Raw genomic sequence first — 17,309 nt, 5'->3', positions numbered from 1 at the left:
ATCAGATATTTAGTGCTTTGCCAACGATCTCAGTCACATTGGCAGATTGTGCCTGCTCTTGCAGTCGCAAAAAGGCGGTATGCAAGGCATGGCGTTGGGGCTCAGCATAGTGCGCCCAGTTGTCAAAAGCACGTGCAAGGCGCGCAGCAATTTCAGGATTCAGCGCATCCAAAGCAATTACTTGCTCGGCCCAGAACTCGTAGCCTTCTACTTGATGTATGGCGGTGCTGTTATTCAAGCAGAATTGGAAAATCAGGGAGCGGGCACGGTTAGGATTACGCAGCGTGAATGCCGGGTGCTGCATCAATGCACGCAAGGCGGAAACGTCCGTTTGTGGAGAGCAGGCTTGTACGCTAAACCAGCGGTCTACCACCAAGGGATTGTGCTGCCATTTGGAGTAAAAGCTATCTAGATAGGGTTTACTGGCCGAAGGTTTCGCATAATAGACTATAGCTTGCAATGCCGCTAGAGAGTCTGTCATGTTGTTGGCGTTGTCGTACTGCTGCTGTGCAGCGGACAAGGCTTGGGCATCGGTTGTTGCGCACAGGTAATGCAAAGCAAGATTTTTCAATGCTCTGTGGCCGGCAGACAAGGCATCAGGCGAGTACGGCTGCTGTTGTGGCAATTGATGTTGCGTAAAGCGTTGCTGCCACAAGGAGGCCAAGCGTTCACCTAAATGAACCTGTAGACGATGACGCGCCTGTGCCAAGTCCAAGGGGCGCATTGGGTCTTGTAAAGTTTGCAGTTCGCGTACAGACGGCAGTGACAAAATACGAGCCAAGTAAGCAGGCGACAGGTTGTGATCTTGCAGCAGCTCTTCCCATACTTGCACAACAGCTTGTACGCTTGCGTGTGTCAGCGGTGCAGAGGTGTCAGTAGACAGCTCTAGCAGAGCCATGCGGGCCAGTTGTTGTGCCGCTTCCCAGCGACCAAAACTATTGCTGTCAAAACGTGCCAGCAGTTTTAAGGTGTCTAGGCTTTGTTCGTGTTGCAGTTGTACGGGGGCGGAGAAGTCACGCAGTATGGACAACACAGGTTGGCTTTCCACGTGCTCAAAGGTCCAGCTTTGTTCTTCTTTATCCAGCTCTAGCAAGAACTCAGTATGACGCTTTCCATTCAGCTCTACGCTTAAGTCGTTACCTTGTTGATCTAACAAAGCCATCTTGATAGGGATCAGCAAAGGCAGTTTTGGCGTCTCTGCAGCGTTCAAGCGCTCTATACCTACGGCAGGGTTATGCTGACGCAGTTGTAGACGGTATTGGCGTGTATCAGCGTTGTAGTGCTCTTGTACCGAAACGGTAGGTGTGCCGGCTTGTTGATACCAACGGCGGAATACCTCTAAGTTTTTGCCGGGGTGCGTACGGCTATATACCGAGTCCATAGCCGCGATGAAGTCATCGCAGGTAACTGCTTGGCCGTCATGACGATGGAAATACTCTTTAATACCCGCTTGGAAATCTTCTTCACCTAACAGCGTGTGCTGCATGCGAATCACTTCTGCGCCTTTTTCATAAATGGTAGCGGTATAGAAGTTGCTGATTTCTTCGTAGCTCTCTGGGCGAATAGGGTGGGCCATTGGGCCGCGGTCTTCGCTGAATTGGGCAACGCGCAAGGTACACACATCATCAATGCGTTTGACAGCTTTGGCGCTGGCGGCTTCTTCACTGTCTAAACCCGCAGCCAACATATCTGCCGAAAACTCTTGTTCACGGAAAACAGTCAGACCTTCTTTCAGTGAAAGTTGGAACCAATCGCGGCAGGTTACACGGTTACCTGTCCAGTTATGGAAGTATTCGTGACCAATGACTGCCTCTATATCTCTATAGCTAGCATCCGTAGTGGTTTGTGGGTCAGCTAATACATAGGCAGAGTTAAAAACATTCAGCCCTTTATTTTCCATAGCACCCATATTGAAATCACGGGCAGCGACTACCATGTAACGATCTAGGTCCAGCTCTAGGCCAAAACGTTGTTCGTCCCAACGCAGTGAGCGCTCTAGGCTTTCTAGTGCCCAGGCGGTTTTATCGCCATCACCGGGGTCGCTATACACTTGCAATAGCACTTCACGACCAGAGATTGTGTTGAGGCGTTTCTCGCGGCAATCAAAGTTGCCGGCAACGACGGCAAATAAATAAGAGGGTTTTGGAAAAGGGTCTTCCCATACCACTTGCTGGCGACCGTCAGGCAACGACTGAGAGTCAATCAGGTTGCCATTAGACAGCATCATGGGGTAACGGGTAGCGTCGCCAATCAGGGTTACGCGATAACGTGACATCACGTCAGGGCGGTCTGCAAACCACGTGATACGTCTAAAGCCTTCAGGTTCACATTGTGTGAATAGCTGTTGGCTGGATACATATAACCCCATCAAGGCGCTGTTTTGCGATGGGGAACATTGGCTGATAATTTCGATCTCACTCTGTATGGTGTCCAGAGGGATGCGCAGCATTTGAGCATCTAGCGAATAACGCGATGCATCACAAAGCTGGCCGTTCACCTTAAGGCTGACCAGTGTCAGTTCTTCACCGTGCAATTCCAAGACCTGAGGGCCTGCTTGCAGCATAGAGGCAGTGAATTGTGTGGTGACTGTAGTGAGATCGTTATCCAGTTCCAGCGTCAGGCTGATATCTGGGATGTGGAACGCAAAAGCCTTCCAATCGTGGCGATTAATAGTAGGGCTGATTTCAGTACGCATGACGGATGAAGTGAAACAGGTGTGAGTCAGCCTTAATTGTAGTGCGAATAGGTAAGTTCTTCAGTATTGCTAACTGTAACCGCATTCGGTTGTATTTTGACGGTATGATGTGCGTGATGAGAATTTGCTAATTTTGTGCTGGTTTTTTAGGAACCATTTACATTAAAAGAGGCTGAAAATGGGCAAACGGATTTTTAGTGGAATGCGCTCCCTGATCTGGGTATTTGCAGGCCTGCTTTTGACGGGTTGTGCAAATACATGGTCAGCCAAGGTGTCTACCTTTGAGTTCTGGCCGGAAAATACGATGGGACAAACTTATCGTATTGAACCTGGTCCAGCGCAAGCGGGCAAAATAGAATACGAGTCTATTGCTGACACGGTGCGTGCCGCAATGGGGCCTACTGGTTTGGTAGAGGGTGCTGAAAATGCGCGCTTTATTGTGCATTTAGACTACAGCGATCAAAACAAAAAAGGGTGGGCGCAACGATTTGCCGATCCTTATGTGGATGGCTGGGGGCCTTTCTGGCCAGGTTGGGGTGGCTATATGGGCTACTATGGTGGCTGGGGCGGTGGTATTTATTACAGCCCGCGCGTAGTGAATGTGCCTGTTGAGTATAAAGAGTACAGCTTGAGTGTGCTGATTCTGGATACTACACAAGACAATAAAGAGGTGTATCGCGCTATGGCCGTAACCGACGATGATGGTCGTGGTTTATTGGCTGAAATGGCCAGTTTAGCCCAGGCGATATTTGAAGATTTTCCTGGTAGTAATGGTCAGGTGCGAGAGGTAAAAATAAAGCGCAAGTAAATGAATACTTGCGCGTTGGAAAAGCTAGACAGCTAAATTTGATTTAATCTTTAATCAAAAAGCTGTCTCGGCTTTTACCGGCTGCTTCAGCGTCAGTAATCCAACGTGGTGGGCGACCACGGCCAGTCCAAGTCTCACCTGTTGCAGGATTATGAAACTTTGGTGGCAGTGCGCTTTTATTTGCGCTTTCACCCGCTGTAGCGCTGCGTGTACCGCGACGGCTATAAGCTTCGGTGATTTCTTCCAATGTAATATCGTAATCCACCATAGAACGGATGATGGAGTTGATTACAGGGCGACGCTGACGTGTTTGCAGTGTGCGCATTTGGCGCTGTAGCTTGAGAATTTCTTTCTCGATTTTTTGCTTTTCGGCAGTGTAGGACTCTTGTGGCATTATAGTTCCTTTGTTAGTTAGGGATTTGAATATAGTGCAATCTTAAAATGAGGCTTTTTTAATTCTGAGATTTTTGCACTAGTATGAAATTATAGTTTTTTTTTGAGCCCTGTAAATACTTAATTTGTTTTCGTTTAGGAAACCCGTAGTCATGCTTTCTTCATTTCAAGTAGCTGCTTTGCAAATGGTTTCATCATCTTTACTAGATGATAATTTGTACCAAGCCGAAAAGTTGATTCGCGAAGCAGCGGAGTCTGGTTGCCAATTGGTCTCACTGCCTGAGTACTTCTGCTTTATGGGGCATAAGGACCGTGACAAACTTGCGCTGAAAGAGTCAGATGGCAATGGGAAAATTCAGAATTTTCTACATGAAATATCTCAAAAATATGCTATTTGGATAATAGCCGGAACATTACCTATAGAAACGGATGATCCAAATCGTATTTACAATTCATTATTGGTTTATGGCCCGGATGGTCAACGAATTACGCGCTACGACAAAATACACTTATTTAGTTTTAGTAAAGGCGCTGAATCCTATAACGAAGCGATTTCTATTAGGCCTGGAAAACCGGAGCCTCATGTGTTTGAAGCGCCGTTTGGCAGGGTAGGCGTGGCGGTGTGTTATGACCTGCGTTTTCCTGAGTTGTTCAGGGCGATGGGCGACATACAATTATTAGTGATACCCTCTGCTTTTACCTATACTACTGGACAGGCGCATTGGGAGATTTTGCTGCGTGCGCGTGCTATAGAAAATCAATGCTATGTATTGGCACCAGCTCAGGGCGGAAAACACGAAAATGGCCGTCGCACATGGGGGCATTCCATGTTGATTACTCCGTGGGGTGAGGTGCAAAATGTATTGGGTGAGGGGCCGGGATGTGTTTCTGGCGTACTTGACCTAGATTATTTACGACAAATACGGGACAACCTGCCAGCGTTGACACACCGTGTTATGTAATCAAGTTGTTTAAAGGAAGTGCAGCATATATGAAACCGAGTAATCCGACCACTGAAGCGTTAGGAATTGCCCGATCTGTTTTGTTGGAACCCTGGGGGTTAAACGAAGCAACTCTGGATCAAGCGTTGTCCGAAATCTTTGAGCATAAAGTGGACTATGCCGATTTGTATTTTCAATATACGCGCAGCGAAGGTTGGAGTCTGGAAGAGGGCATTGTTAAGGCGGGTAGCTTCTCTATTGAACAGGGCGTGGGTGTTCGTGCGCTGTCCGGAGAGAAAACCGCGTTTGCATATTCTGATACCTTAAGTCCAGATGCATTGCTGTCTTCTGCTCGTGTTGTGCGTAGCATTGGCCGTCAAGGTCAAAACAAACGTGTAAAGGGCTATGTGGCGCCAGCTAAGGCTCCAGCGTTGTTGTACCCAGCACAAGATCCTCTGCTCACCATGAGTGCGGCTGAAAAAGTGGCCTTATTAGAGCGCGTAGAAAAGCGTGCTCGGGCAGCAGACTCTGCAGTGATTCAAGTGATGGCCAGTTTGGGTGCTGAGTACGATGTGGTGCTCATCGCAGGCAGTGATGGTCGCTTGGTGGCTGACGTTCGTCCTTTGGTGCGCTTATCGCTGAACGTAGTGGTTGAACGTGACGGTAGACGCGAAATGGGCTCATCCGGTGGCGGTGGCCGTTTTGGTTTAGCGTACTTCTCAGATGAAATTATTGATCAATACGTAGAGCAAGCAGTGGGTTCTGCCATGCGCTCGTTAGAGGCTGTGGCTGCACCAGCAGGGCAGATGACGGTAGTGTTGGGTTCGGGCTGGCCCGGTATCTTACTGCATGAGGCAGTAGGTCACGGTCTAGAGGGGGACTTCAACCACAAAGGCTCCAGCATGTTCTCGGGCCGTATTGGCGAGAAAGTAGCAGCATCAGGCGTGACTGTTATTGATGATGGTACCTTGGCAGATAGACGTGGTTCGCTAAATGTGGACGACGAAGGTAACCCCACGCAGCGAACAGTGCTGATTGAAGACGGTATCTTAAAAGGCTATATGCAAGACAGTCGCAATGCGCGCTTTATGAATGCGCCGTTGACGGGTAATGGTAGACGTGAGTCTTACGCACACGTGCCTATGCCTCGCATGACCAATACTTACATGCTTAGCGGTCAGCATGAGCACGATGAAATTATTGCGTCGGTGAAAAATGGTATTTACGCGTCTAACTTTGGTGGTGGCCAAGTTGATATCACCAGCGGCCGGTTTGTATTCTCTACTTCTGAAGCGTGGCTCATTGAAAACGGTAAGTTGGTGTGCCCAGTTAAGGGAGCAACGCTGATTGGTAACGGTTTTGATGCCATGAATAAAGTCAGCATGATTGGTAATAACATGGCACTGGATTCTGGCGTGGGTACTTGCGGTAAAGAAGGGCAAAGCGTCCCGGTGGGTGTGGGCATGCCAACCCTGCGTATTGATGGTCTGACCGTTGGCGGTACCGGCGGCTAACAATAGCGCTTGGTCTGTGCAGTAGAGAATGCCGAGCACCTACATGTTCGGCATTTTTTTGAACCGTTTAGACGGTAGCATTTGACTAAAATTATTAGAAGTCATATTATTTCAGTTCAAACTATTTTTTGTTTTGGGTTATGTGTTGTCAATGAAGACTGAAGATGGATACGATTTGCGCATTCTACGTGCACTGCGCATGATTACTCGTTCTATTGCACTGCACTCACGTCAATTGTCGGCGTATAACAAAATCACTGCTCCGCAGTTGATCTGTTTACGTGCGGTTATTGATAAGGCGCCACTGACGGCAACGGCTATTAGTCGTGAAATGCATGTCAGCCCTAGTACGGTTGTTGGCATTCTGGATAGATTGGAAGACAAAAATCTAATCCGACGCGAACGCGGTAAAGAAGACCGTCGTATCGTGTATGTCACCCCTACTGAAGAAGGTATTCAGTTAGCGAAAGACACACCTTCTCCATTACAGAAAAAATTAGCGGATGCGCTCAATGATTTGCCTGAGCAAGAAAGGGCGACTATTACCTTGTCATTAGAGCGCATTGTTCACTTAATTGATTCGGATCCTGAAGTGGCCTCTGAGCCATTGGATTCCATCACACCAATTCTGGAGGTCCCGGTCGGGGGTGTTCCTCCCGAATCCGGGTTGGTCGTGTGAGTGATACCACTACAACATTCGTAACATCAGCCAAGCCGGCATCGCCGGCTAAATCGGCGGAGACAGACGCAGATTTTGTTCTGCGTGCCCCGTCAGAGAAAGACGGGGCACGCATTCATCAACTCATCCAGGCGTGTCCACCTTTGGACGTAAATTCACTGTACGCCTATCTTCTTCTCACCACGCATTTTTCGCAAACCAGTCTAGTAGCAGAGCAGCAGGGCCGTATCGTCGGATTTGTGTCTGCCTACATTCCTCCCTCTAAATCCGATGTGCTGTTTGTATGGCAAGTTGCCGTGCATGAGCAGTGTCGTGGTCACGCATTGGGCATACGTATGCTCAAACGGTTGCTGCGGCGGGCTGCACTTGCGCGTATTCAGTACGTGGAAACGACGGTTAGTCCGGATAACCCAGCTTCTCGTGCCATGTTTGCACGGGTAGCAGAGCATTACTCCACTGACCTCAATGAAGAGGCTTGGTTTGGTACAGAGCATTTTGGACCACAGCAACATGCAGAAGAACCGCTGCTGCGCATTGGCCCCTTGCCAACGCGTACAGCAATCTAAGGCACCCCGTTAGAGGGTGACGTTTTATCACGGTGTGTGTAGACCTACCTGGCTATCAGGTGGGAGGGAAGCATGCACCCAAAAAAAGGAGAACGAACTTGTGACCGATCTTAAAATTTTTGAAACGATGGAGTCCGAGGTACGTGGTTATGTACGGTCTTTTCCGGTGGTATTTAGCAAAGCAAAAGGTTCCATACTCTTTGATGAGCAAGGCAAACAGTATGTGGACTTTTTTAGCGGTGCTGGCACGCTGAATTACGGCCATAACAACCCTTTTCTGAAACAGAAAATTATCGACTACATTGCCGCTGATGGCGTATTGCACGGTTTGGATATGGCAACCAGTGCCAAACGAGCGTTCATGCAAGCGGTAGAGCGCCATTTATTGCAGCCTCGTGGATGGGACTATGTGCTGCAATTTACCGGACCTACAGGAACCAACGTGGTGGAGGCAGCGTTAAAACTGGCACGACAAGTCAAAGGTAGAAGCAATGTGGTGTCATTCACGCATGGCTTTCATGGGGTGAGTAGTGGTTCGCTGGCGGTGACAGCCAATAGAAAATTCCGTGAGGCTGCCGGTGTGGCACTGGGTAATGTGACCTTTTTGCCTTATGACGGTTACTTGGGCCCCGATGTGAATACGCTAGCCTACTTCGAGCGCATGCTCACCGATCCTAGCAGTGGTTTAGATAAGCCAGCGGCGGTGATTGTGGAAACCGTACAAGGGGAGGGCGGTGTCAATGTAGCGACCAAAGCGTGGCTGCAAGAGCTAGCGAGTTTGTGCAAGCAGCACGATATGTTATTGATCATTGATGACATTCAAGTGGGCTGCGGCCGTACCGGTAACTTCTTTAGTTTCGATGGTATGGGCATAGAGCCAGACATGATTACGTTATCCAAATCGCTATCGGGTTTTGGTTTACCTATGTCGTTGCTACTGTTGAAGCCTGAGTTGGATGTGTGGAAACCAGGGGCGCACAGCGGCACTTTTAGAGGGAACAACTTAGCGTTTGTTGGGGCTACCCATGCCTTAGAGCACTACTGGTCTGATGGGCTGTTTGTGCAGCAAACACAGCGAAAGGCTGAGCGTGTGGCAGATTTCTTGGAAAACATCGTGCAGAGTCATCCCGAAGCGGGATTGAGTGTACGTGGACGTGGGCTGATACAAGGCTTGGTGTGTACACCTAATGGTTTGGCTGAACGCATTACACAAGGATGTTTTGAGCGCGGCTTGGTGATTGAAACAGCCGGTGCGCAAGACGAAGTGGTGAAGGTATTGCCGGCTCTCACTATTGAGCATGATGTATTGCAGCAAGGCTTGGCCATTCTTGAAAACAGCGTGACTGCCGCGCTGTCCTAACCCACTAACCTAAGGAGACACAACATGATTGTGAGAAATGTAGAGGATGTGAAAGGCAGCGCTGATGAGGTTCGTACTGACAACTGGGTAAGCCGACGCGTTTTGCTCAGCAAAGACGGTATGGGATTCTCTTTTCATGAAACGGTAATTTTTCCGGGTACTGAAACGCACATTCATTATCAGAATCACTTGGAAGCCGTGTGGTGCATAGAGGGTGATGGGGAAATAGAAACCATCAAAGACGGCAAGAAATACGCGCTGCACGATGGTGTGGTGTACGCCTTGAATGAGCATGACGAGCACTGGTTGCGCGGTGGTGAAAAACCGCTGCGGGTAATTTGTGTGTTTAATCCACCCCTTACGGGTCAGGAAGTGCACGATGAAAAAGGGGTGTATCCCTTGCAGTCTTCCTAAGTAGTCAGAGGAGGTGATGTGATGAATGTGTTGGTAGCAGATCCTTATGTGTCACGAACGGACCGTGGTGGTGCACTGATTGTGCGTCAAGAGCCAGTGGTGTATGAGCAAGGTGAGTATGCACAGGGGCTGACAGCGCAACAATTGCAGTGCTACGAAGAACAGGGGTTTCTAGTTCTGGATGGGTTGTTTGACGCTGATGAGGTGCAGCAGCTTTGGCAAACTTTGCAGCAGTTAGAAAGTGATCCTCAAATACGCAGACGTCCTGAGTGTGTGCGAGAGCCGGATAGCCAGATATTGCGATCCGTATTTGGTGTGCATTATTTGGCCGAGACTGTAGGGCAGATGATTCGAGACCCTAGGGTGCTGAATGTGGCTAAGCAGATTTTGGGGTCGGAGGTGTATGTGCATCAATCACGTATTAACTTGAAGCCAGCCCTAAATGGCAAAGAGTTCTACTGGCACTCTGACTTTGAAACCTGGCATGTAGAAGACGGTATGCCTGCTATGCGAGCAGTTAGCTGCTCGGTAATGCTGACGGATAATACGGCGTGTAATGGGCCTTTGATGTTGATTCCGCAATCTCATAGGCAGTTTGTGAGTTGCCAAGGAGAAACACCAGAGGAAAACTACAAAACCTCTTTGCGTCAGCAAGAGGTAGGCGTACCAGATGAGCTGAGTCTGCGTTTGCTTACGGATCAAGGCGGGCTGCAGGCGGTGGAGGCCAAAGCCGGTTCGGTAGTGTTCTTTGATTGCAATACGCTGCATGCCTCGGCGGGTAATTTATCGCCGTGGCCGCGTGCCAATGTATTCGTGGTGTATAACAGCGTGGAAAATCAGCTACGTCAACCCAAGTATGGGTTGGCGCCACGCCCTGAGTACGTGGCGGCTAGAGAGCATGTGCAGCCATTGAGGTAGCCGTCAGTATAATGTAGAAAACATGACAGGCCCGTTTCCCGGGTCTGTCATGTTTGTGGGGGCGTGATAAGAGATTAAGCGTGCTGCAAAAAGCTGCTTAAAAATTCTTGTGTTCTAGCTTGCTGTGGCGTGCCAAATATTTGCTCTGGCGGGCCTTCTTCTACCATTTTCCCTTGATCGAAAAAGCACACACGATCCGAGACCTCTTTGGCAAACTGCATTTCGTGCGTGACCAATAAAATAGTCAGATCATGCTTGGTGCTCAGGCGCTGAATCACGTTAAGTACCTCACCCACTAACTCAGGGTCTAGGGCTGATGTAGGCTCATCAAACAGCATGATGTTAGGGCGCATCGCTAAGGCTCTAGCAATAGCCACGCGTTGCTGTTGCCCGCCTGACAACTGGCAAGGAAACTTATGGGCATGGTCAGATAACCCAACAAGCTCTAAATACTCCTCAGCACGTTTGTCCGCTTTCTCTTTACTAAGACCTAATACATGTCTTGGCGCTTCAGTGATATTGCGTTTAACGGTCATGTGCGGGAAGAGGTTGAACTGCTGGAACACCATCCCCATTTCTTTGCGCATCTCTCGTAGGTGATGGTCACTGGCGGGTTGCAACTGATCATTTTGTAGTTGATGCCATAAGGGTTTGCCAGCTACCCAGATCACGCCATTTTGTATGTTTTCTAGCGTCATCAGTATGCGCAAGACGGTGGACTTGCCTGAACCAGAGGGACCAATGATGGTGACCTTCTCGCCGCGCTTGACTGTAAAGTCTAATTGGTCCAATACGGTGTGGTCGCCAAAGCGTTTGCTGACACCTTCGAATCGTATGATGTCTTCGGGGTCGGGGGTAGAGATAGTCATTTCAGTGGAATTCCTTCTTTTGGTAAACGTTGATCCAGTAGCCGTATCAACCATGAGGCTACCAACGTCATCAACAGGTATAGGCCTCCCACCATAGAGAGGGGGATCAGATAGTTAAACGTGCGATCACCGATGATTTTTGCGACGTTCAACATTTCTAGTACTGATACTACCGATAGCACCGGCACGTCTTTCATAATAGAAACCAGATAATTACCTAAGGCGGGAATCACCCTAGGGATTGCTTGGGGTAACACCACAATGATAAAGGTGCGTAGTGGTGTAATATCCAGCGCACGAGCCGCTTCTAGTTGGCCTTTAGCCAGCGATTGAATGCCTGCTCTATAGACTTCGGCGGTATAAGCGCTGTACTGCAAGCCCAACGCTAAGGCGCCCGTTAGAAAGGCCGGTAATACTAGGCCGTAATCAGGCAGTACGTAATACAGAAAGAATAGTTGCACCAATAAAGGGGTGTCGCGTATGAATTCTGTAAGTAAGGTGGCGGGCCATGATATCCACTTAAAGGGGGCGCTTTTCAGGCCAGCGAGCACCAGCCCTAACAACGCTGCGACAACAAAGCCTAATAGAGTGGCTTGTAGTGTAACCACCATTCCTTGTAGCAGAATGGGCAAAATAGATTCAGCAAAAGCCCAGTTGGAGCTGGTGTTCCAGGTATAACCAAATAACATTAGAGTTCCCCCTGACGCCAACGCGAAACGTAGCGCTCTACTAGCTTGATACCTGCGGTTAAGACCAAGGCCATGCCGAAATACATCAATAGCAATAGGCTGTAGATGGTGGTGCTGTCTTGAGTGAAATTGCGTATTTGTTCGGCTCTGAACACGAGGTCGCCCAAACTAATCAGGGATACTAAAGCTGTATCTTTAAGGTTTTGAACTGCCAAGTTGCCAAAGCTGGGCATCATTTCTGGGATGGCTTGGGGTACGCTAATACGCCATAAGGTTTGACGTGGGGTGAAGTCTAAGGAGAGAGCGGCTTCTAATTGCGTAGGGGGCACAGCTTGTATGGCGCCACGCACGACTTCAGCACCGTAAGCACCTATATTCAACGATAGGGCTAAGGTACCGGCTACCACGGCAGGCAGCCGTAGATCCATGCCTAGATAATCGCCTAGTACGGGTAGAGCGAAATAGAGCCAGAATAATTGCACCAGTAGCGAGGTGCCTCGGAATATTTCTATAAAGGCGATGGAAACGCTTTTCACCACCCAGTTTGAGGAGAGCTTGCCCAGCCCAAAAGCAAAGGCAAAGATCAGCCCCAATACACTGGAGTACAGTGTTAGCTGTACCGTAACCCAAGCCCCTTCAAGTAACGGGGGCAAATAACTAATCCAATCCATTTCAGCCAGCGCACAATTGTTCAGTAGTGCGCTCGTTAGATTGGCTCATGTCAGTGTCGCTGAAACCATAACGCGAGAGTATATCTTGCCATTCTGGCGTGCTTTTAAATGAGCGTAGTTCATCATTCACGGCATCACGTAGACTTTCTGAATCTTGGGCAAAGGCAAAGCCTCCCCAGCTACGCACTGGTTCGCCATTGATAATAGGGTCTTTAAATTCGGCTGCTGGCTCGACTTTATCGCTTTTAGACGCGAGCTCACTGACGGTTAAACTGGTGGCGGCGTAGGCATCGGCGCGTCCCGTAGAGACGGCAGAGATGGCATCTGCATTATTGGCTAGGGTCACCAAATGACTTTCATCCACACCTAAGGCTTGCATCATTTCTAATTGATCGGCACCAGCCATGATGGCAATAGTGTGATCACCCTTGGCAAACTCTTCATAGGTATGCACGTCTTTTGGGTTGCCTTTAGCAACTAGCAAGCCTTCGCCATACGAGCTATTGGGGTTGGAGTACAGCACTTGTTTGCAGCGCTCAGGCAGAATGGCCATCTCGGCAGCCACCATATCAAAGCGATTCGCTTGCAAGCCAGGAATAAGGGAACCGAAGTTGGTGGTTACCCACTCAACACGTTCTACACCTAAGTTTTTCATGATGGCGGCGGCAACTTCGGGGCCAGGACCTTTGGCCTCACCATTCATGTCCATGTAGCCGTAGGGGATTTCATTGGCGATGGCAATACGTACAGTGCCGCGTTTTTGTAGATCTTCCAGGCTGACCGCGTGTGCGGGAAGTAGGGCAGTGCTGCCTAAAACAAGCGATAGAGCCAATGCTGAGCGAAAGAGAGGACGTTTCATTGCAAACTCCTTGTGAGTGTTCATGCAGATCAAGCAAGATATGCAAATAGTTTCCACTGCAATCGTACAGTAAAAAATGATTTCAGTTCAAATTGTATGTATAGATAATAATTAGGGTTGACATAGCGTACGTAAATGAACCACGCGCTGGCGCGTAAACTTTTCTGCAGATGGGTGTTGCGCTTTGTTCAATTTATCGTTGTAGTGCATTTTTCTTTGTGCTAGCATGATTGAATGCTTTTACAGAAATCTTATTTTTTCGCTTACTTTTTTGCTTTTCCGAGGCCGCTGGCGCTAGGAAGGATGTCTGCTACACACGCAAACTAGTAAACGAAATCCTTAAAAAAGCCGCCAGCAAAAAAGGCGGCTTTTTTTGTGCCGCATTTATTTGCTACCGGCACTGTTCAATGGAGTGAAATCGTGTCGCACAATACAGATGATCTGCGTATTAAAGAAATTAAAGAACTTTGCCCGCCTGCCCATGTCATGCGCGAGTTCCCATGTTCCACTGAAGTGGCCTCTACCGTGCACAAAACACGCCGTGAGGTTCACGACATCTTGCATGACAAAGATGACCGATTGGTAGTAGTGATTGGGCCTTGCTCCATTCACGACACCGCAGCCGCTATGGACTACGCTCGTCGTTTGCAAGTGGAACAGCAACGTTTCAAAGATGATTTGCTGATCATCATGCGTGTGTACTTTGAGAAGCCTCGTACCACTGTAGGTTGGAAAGGCTTGATCAATGATCCAAATATGGATGGTAGCTTCAACATCAACCAAGGCCTGCGCACCGCACGTGAGTTGTTGTTAGAGGTGAACTCGCTAGGGTTGCCGGCTGGTTGTGAGTTCTTGGATATGATCACTCCGCAGTACATTGCTGATTTGGTGTCGTGGGGGGCGATTGGTGCTCGTACTACAGAAAGTCAGGTTCACCGCGAGCTGTCTTCTGGTTTGTCCTGCCCAGTAGGTTTCAAAAATGGTACAGGTGGCAGCACACGTATTGCTGTAGATGCTATTAAAGCAGCGGCATCGCCACACCATTTCTTGTCAGTGACCAAAGGCGGTCACTCTGCCATTGTGTCTACAACGGGTAACCAAGATTGCCACATCATTTTGCGTGGTGGGAAAACGGCTAACTACGATGCAGAAAGCGTAGAAAAAACTAGCCAAGAAATGGAATCCAATGGTTTGCGTGCTCGTATTATGATTGATGCTAGCCATGCGAATAGCAACAAAGATTACCGTCGTCAGCCTGAAGTTATTAACGAGATTTGCGAACAAATCGAAAATGGCGATGAGCGTATCTTTGGTGTGATGGTAGAAAGTCACTTGGTGGAAGGCCGTCAAGATTTGGTAGAGGGCCAAGAGTTGACCTACGGTAAAAGTATTACCGATGGTTGTATTGGTTGGGAAAGTTCCATTGCAGTGATGGAGCGTTTGGCACAAGCACGTCGTACACGTCGTAGCGTATTGGCAGCCAAACAAGAGGCTGGAGCAACAGCCTAAATAGGAAACGGTAAGGTGTTATGCAGCATTCATCCATGAAAAAAGGTCGTGTAGTAGTGGGGATGTCCGGTGGTGTGGACTCCTCGGTAAGTGCTTGGCTGCTGAAGCAGCAGGGCTATGAAGTGATCGGCCTTTTCATGAAAAATTGGGAAGACGATGACGATTCTGAATATTGCTCGTCTAGGCAAGATTGGCTAGACGCCGCCAGCGTAGCAGACCTGGTTGGCGTTGATATTGAAGCGGTAAACTTTGCTGCGGAATATAAAGACCGAGTATTTGCAGAGTTTTTGCGTGAATACTCGGCTGGTCGCACACCTAATCCCGATGTGCTGTGTAATGCGGAAATCAAGTTCAAAGCGTTTTTGGATCATGCAATGTCCCTAGGGGCAGACCTCATCGCGACTGGGCATTACGCTCGTGTGCGAGCGGTTGAGGAAGCTGGCCGTACGCAGTACCAGTTGTTGAAAGGCTTAGATAGCAGCAAAGACCAAAGCTATTTCTTGCATAGGCTAAATCAAGCGCAATTGTCGCGTACCTTGTTCCCCTTAGGCGAACTGCCTAAAACTGAGGTGCGTCGTATTGCTGAAGAATTGCAATTGCCAAATGCTAAGAAAAAAGACTCTACCGGTATTTGTTTTATTGGTGAGCGTCCTTTCAGAGAGTTTTTGAATCGCTATCTACCTACAGCCCCAGGCCCTATCAAAACCCCAGAAGGGCAGGTCTTGGGACAGCACGTAGGGTTGGCTTTCTATACTTTCGGGCAACGTAAGGGCTTGGGTATAGGAGGCATCAAAGGCCATCAGAATGCAGATGGTACGGCTGATGCATGGTACGCCGCGCGCAAAGATTTGGAGAACAACACCCTTTATGTGGTGCAAGGACACGATCACCCGTGGTTGTTGGATCGCCAGTTAAAAGCAGATCATGTGAGCTGGATTTCCGGGGAAGCACCTGCCAAAGGTATGTACGCAGCTAAAACACGCTACAGACAACCAGATGCCGAATGCATGTTGATGCAAGGCGATAGCCAAACGTTGTCGCTGGAATTCACAGAACCACAGTGGGCCGTCACTCCCGGTCAATCGGTGGTGATGTATGACGGCGATGTATGTTTGGGTGGGGGCTTGATTAGTTAAGTATCCGGCAGCATTAAAAAAGCACTGTGCAGACAGTGCTTTTTTTTCATCTATCGATTCTTGAAGGACTGAGTTTGTTGTGTGTGAAAAGAGAGGCGTACTTACTAGGAAGCTTATTTTCTGTATATTGAAATTAATATAAATAATATTTGAGACTTTAAGGAGTGCTGTTTTAGGGTTTCCGGTACAGTAGAAGTGCCAAAACTAGCTTTGGCTAAAACTAAAACTAAAACAGGAGACTTCGTTATGGTTGATATTACCCGTCGCCAATGGTTATTGGCAGCTACTGCGGGCGTGGGTGTACTCGCTTCCCCATTATTGAGTTCACGTGTTTTTGCAAATAATAAGCTTGTAGTGGCAGCCCTGTTTTGTGGCTATATTGATGACAATGGCTTCATGCAAGCTGGTTACCAAGGGCTGCAAAAAGCACAACAGCAATTACCAATCTCAACGCACTATAAGGATAGGGTAGCTAACGAACCCCAAGCACAAATAGCAGCTTTGCGTGAGTTAGCGCAACACTATAAGCCTGACTTACTGATTGCTCATGGTGGGCAAAACACTGAGGCTGTGATGACCGTTGCGAAAGAGTTTCCGGAAATGTTATTTGCGCTGACGCAGGGCGCGGTAACAACAGAGAACATTAGTAGCTACGATGTTTATCAAGAGGAGTCTGCGTGGTTGGCGGGTGCTTATGCTGCTCTGATGACAAAAACAGGAGTGGTGGCACATCAGTCAGGCATACGTGTTCCACCAGGGTTACGGGCTCGTGCTTCGTATGCAGCAGGGGTTAAGTATGCGAATCCTGATGTACGACTATTAACGAATTTTTCGGGTACGCAAGATGATGTGGTGTTGGCGGAAAAGGTGACACAAGCCCAGGCTCGAGCTGGGGCCGATATTATTTATACGATGTTGAATAAAGGCCGTAGTGGTACTACCGAGGCATGTAGGGAGCTGGGTATCAAAGAAATCGGTAATGTAATTGATTGGGTGGCTCAGGACCCTGACGTGTTTATCGCTTCCGCATGGGCCGATGTGGGTATAGGCGTGTTTGATGCGTGTTCGGATTTAAGTCTTGGTAGGTTTGAGGCCGATAAAATTATCAAGGTAGGCTTGCAACAGCCAGAAGCGGTCAGGTTGATTATGGCAGCTGATACGCCAGACGCAGTAAGAGACAGAATCATGGCTTATCAGCAAGATATTCTGGCGGGGAATATTACGGTTACGGCTGAGTTTGACGGCGTGGAGTTTACGATTTAGCGAGGCTGGATAGTTCAGTTATTAC

General features: G+C 48.6%; 17 protein-coding genes. 11 read left to right on the top strand and 6 right to left on the bottom strand.

The features are described from left to right. Position 1: 1 nt before the first annotated feature. A complete protein-coding gene (pepN, locus tag AC3QL0_RS11110; RefSeq protein ID WP_493008541.1) occupies positions 2–2,695 on the bottom strand; it encodes an aminopeptidase N in 2,694 nt (897 codons plus the stop codon). A gap of 178 nt (positions 2,696–2,873) precedes the next feature. On the opposite strand from pepN, the gene AC3QL0_RS11105 reads away from it, so the two are divergent. Next, a complete protein-coding gene (locus tag AC3QL0_RS11105) occupies positions 2,874–3,503 on the top strand; it encodes a DUF4136 domain-containing protein (RefSeq protein ID WP_493008540.1) in 630 nt (209 codons plus the stop codon). Positions 3,504–3,546: 43 nt separating this feature from the next. On the opposite strand, the gene AC3QL0_RS11100 is transcribed toward AC3QL0_RS11105, so the two are convergent. Further along, the gene (locus tag AC3QL0_RS11100; protein ID WP_493008539.1) at positions 3,547–3,897 is read right to left on the bottom strand and encodes an H-NS histone family protein; all 351 of its coding nucleotides are present in this window, start codon (positions 3,895–3,897) and stop codon (positions 3,547–3,549) included. Positions 3,898–4,048: 151 nt separating this feature from the next. Between AC3QL0_RS11100 and AC3QL0_RS11095 the strand changes: the two genes are divergently transcribed. The 7 genes from AC3QL0_RS11095 (at position 4,049) to thpD (ending at position 10,288) form a co-directional block, all read left to right on the top strand. Next, positions 4,049–4,858: a carbon-nitrogen hydrolase family protein gene (locus tag AC3QL0_RS11095; RefSeq protein WP_493008538.1), complete on the top strand. Its 810-nt coding sequence runs from the start codon at positions 4,049–4,051 to the stop codon at positions 4,856–4,858. 29 nt (positions 4,859–4,887) lie between these two features. Then, on the top strand, positions 4,888–6,351 hold the full coding sequence (tldD, locus tag AC3QL0_RS11090; protein WP_493008537.1) for a metalloprotease TldD: 1,464 nt from the start codon (positions 4,888–4,890) through the stop codon (positions 6,349–6,351). A gap of 151 nt (positions 6,352–6,502) precedes the next feature. Continuing rightward, positions 6,503–7,030, top strand: coding sequence for a MarR family winged helix-turn-helix transcriptional regulator (locus AC3QL0_RS11085; protein ID WP_135865395.1), 528 nt, complete (start codon positions 6,503–6,505; stop codon positions 7,028–7,030). 80 nt (positions 7,031–7,110) lie between these two features. Continuing rightward, positions 7,111–7,596 carry a diaminobutyrate acetyltransferase gene (ectA, locus tag AC3QL0_RS11080; protein ID WP_493010981.1) on the top strand — a complete coding sequence of 162 codons (486 nt, stop codon included), beginning with the start codon at positions 7,111–7,113 and terminating at the stop codon, positions 7,594–7,596. A 100-nt stretch (positions 7,597–7,696) separates the two neighbouring features. After that, the gene (gene ectB / locus AC3QL0_RS11075) at positions 7,697–8,956 is read left to right on the top strand and encodes a diaminobutyrate--2-oxoglutarate transaminase (protein ID WP_493008536.1); all 1,260 of its coding nucleotides are present in this window, start codon (positions 7,697–7,699) and stop codon (positions 8,954–8,956) included. Between the two features lie 24 nt (positions 8,957–8,980). Next, positions 8,981–9,370 (top strand): ectoine synthase, encoded by a 390-nt coding sequence (locus AC3QL0_RS11070; RefSeq protein ID WP_493008535.1) that lies wholly within the window; start codon positions 8,981–8,983, stop codon positions 9,368–9,370. A gap of 21 nt (positions 9,371–9,391) precedes the next feature. Beyond that, positions 9,392–10,288 (top strand): ectoine hydroxylase, encoded by an 897-nt coding sequence (thpD, locus tag AC3QL0_RS11065; RefSeq protein WP_493008534.1) that lies wholly within the window; start codon positions 9,392–9,394, stop codon positions 10,286–10,288. Between the two features lie 74 nt (positions 10,289–10,362). Here the strand turns inward: thpD and ehuA are convergent, their stop codons facing one another. From ehuA to ehuB, 4 genes are read right to left on the bottom strand one after another with little or no spacing between them, the layout of a single operon-like run. Next, positions 10,363–11,157, bottom strand: a complete 795-nt coding sequence (ehuA, locus tag AC3QL0_RS11060) for an ectoine/hydroxyectoine ABC transporter ATP-binding protein EhuA (RefSeq protein ID WP_493008533.1) — start codon at positions 11,155–11,157, stop codon at positions 10,363–10,365. Further along, positions 11,154–11,846, bottom strand: coding sequence for an ectoine/hydroxyectoine ABC transporter permease subunit EhuD (ehuD, locus tag AC3QL0_RS11055; RefSeq protein ID WP_493008532.1), 693 nt, complete (start codon positions 11,844–11,846; stop codon positions 11,154–11,156). The genes ehuA and ehuD overlap by 4 nt, the downstream gene beginning before the upstream one ends. Continuing rightward, entirely contained in the window at positions 11,846–12,517 is a 672-nt protein-coding gene (gene ehuC / locus AC3QL0_RS11050) for an ectoine/hydroxyectoine ABC transporter permease subunit EhuC (RefSeq protein ID WP_493008531.1), read from the bottom strand. Before ehuC ends, ehuD begins: the two co-directional genes overlap by 1 nt. A 1-nt stretch (position 12,518) precedes the next feature. Next, positions 12,519–13,376, bottom strand: a complete 858-nt coding sequence (gene ehuB / locus AC3QL0_RS11045) for an ectoine/hydroxyectoine ABC transporter substrate-binding protein EhuB (RefSeq protein ID WP_493008530.1) — start codon at positions 13,374–13,376, stop codon at positions 12,519–12,521. 417 nt (positions 13,377–13,793) lie between these two features. On the opposite strand from ehuB, the gene aroG reads away from it, so the two are divergent. The 3 genes from aroG (at position 13,794) to AC3QL0_RS11030 (ending at position 17,284) form a co-directional block, all read left to right on the top strand. Then, positions 13,794–14,885 carry a 3-deoxy-7-phosphoheptulonate synthase AroG gene (gene aroG / locus AC3QL0_RS11040; RefSeq protein WP_430223726.1) on the top strand — a complete coding sequence of 364 codons (1,092 nt, stop codon included), beginning with the start codon at positions 13,794–13,796 and terminating at the stop codon, positions 14,883–14,885. A gap of 20 nt (positions 14,886–14,905) precedes the next feature. Continuing rightward, positions 14,906–16,021, top strand: coding sequence for a tRNA 2-thiouridine(34) synthase MnmA (gene mnmA, locus AC3QL0_RS11035; RefSeq protein ID WP_493008529.1), 1,116 nt, complete (start codon positions 14,906–14,908; stop codon positions 16,019–16,021). 246 nt (positions 16,022–16,267) lie between these two features. Continuing rightward, complete coding sequence (locus AC3QL0_RS11030; RefSeq protein WP_493008528.1) at positions 16,268–17,284, top strand: BMP family protein; 1,017 nt, start codon at positions 16,268–16,270, stop codon at positions 17,282–17,284. The last annotated feature ends 25 nt before the right edge of the window (positions 17,285–17,309 follow it).

Source organism: Paenalcaligenes sp. GW821-LYS-B07-1 (genome assembly GCF_058803365.1).
The sequence above is the reverse complement of the archived record's forward strand: the minus strand, read 5'-3'. Positions and strand labels throughout refer to the sequence as shown.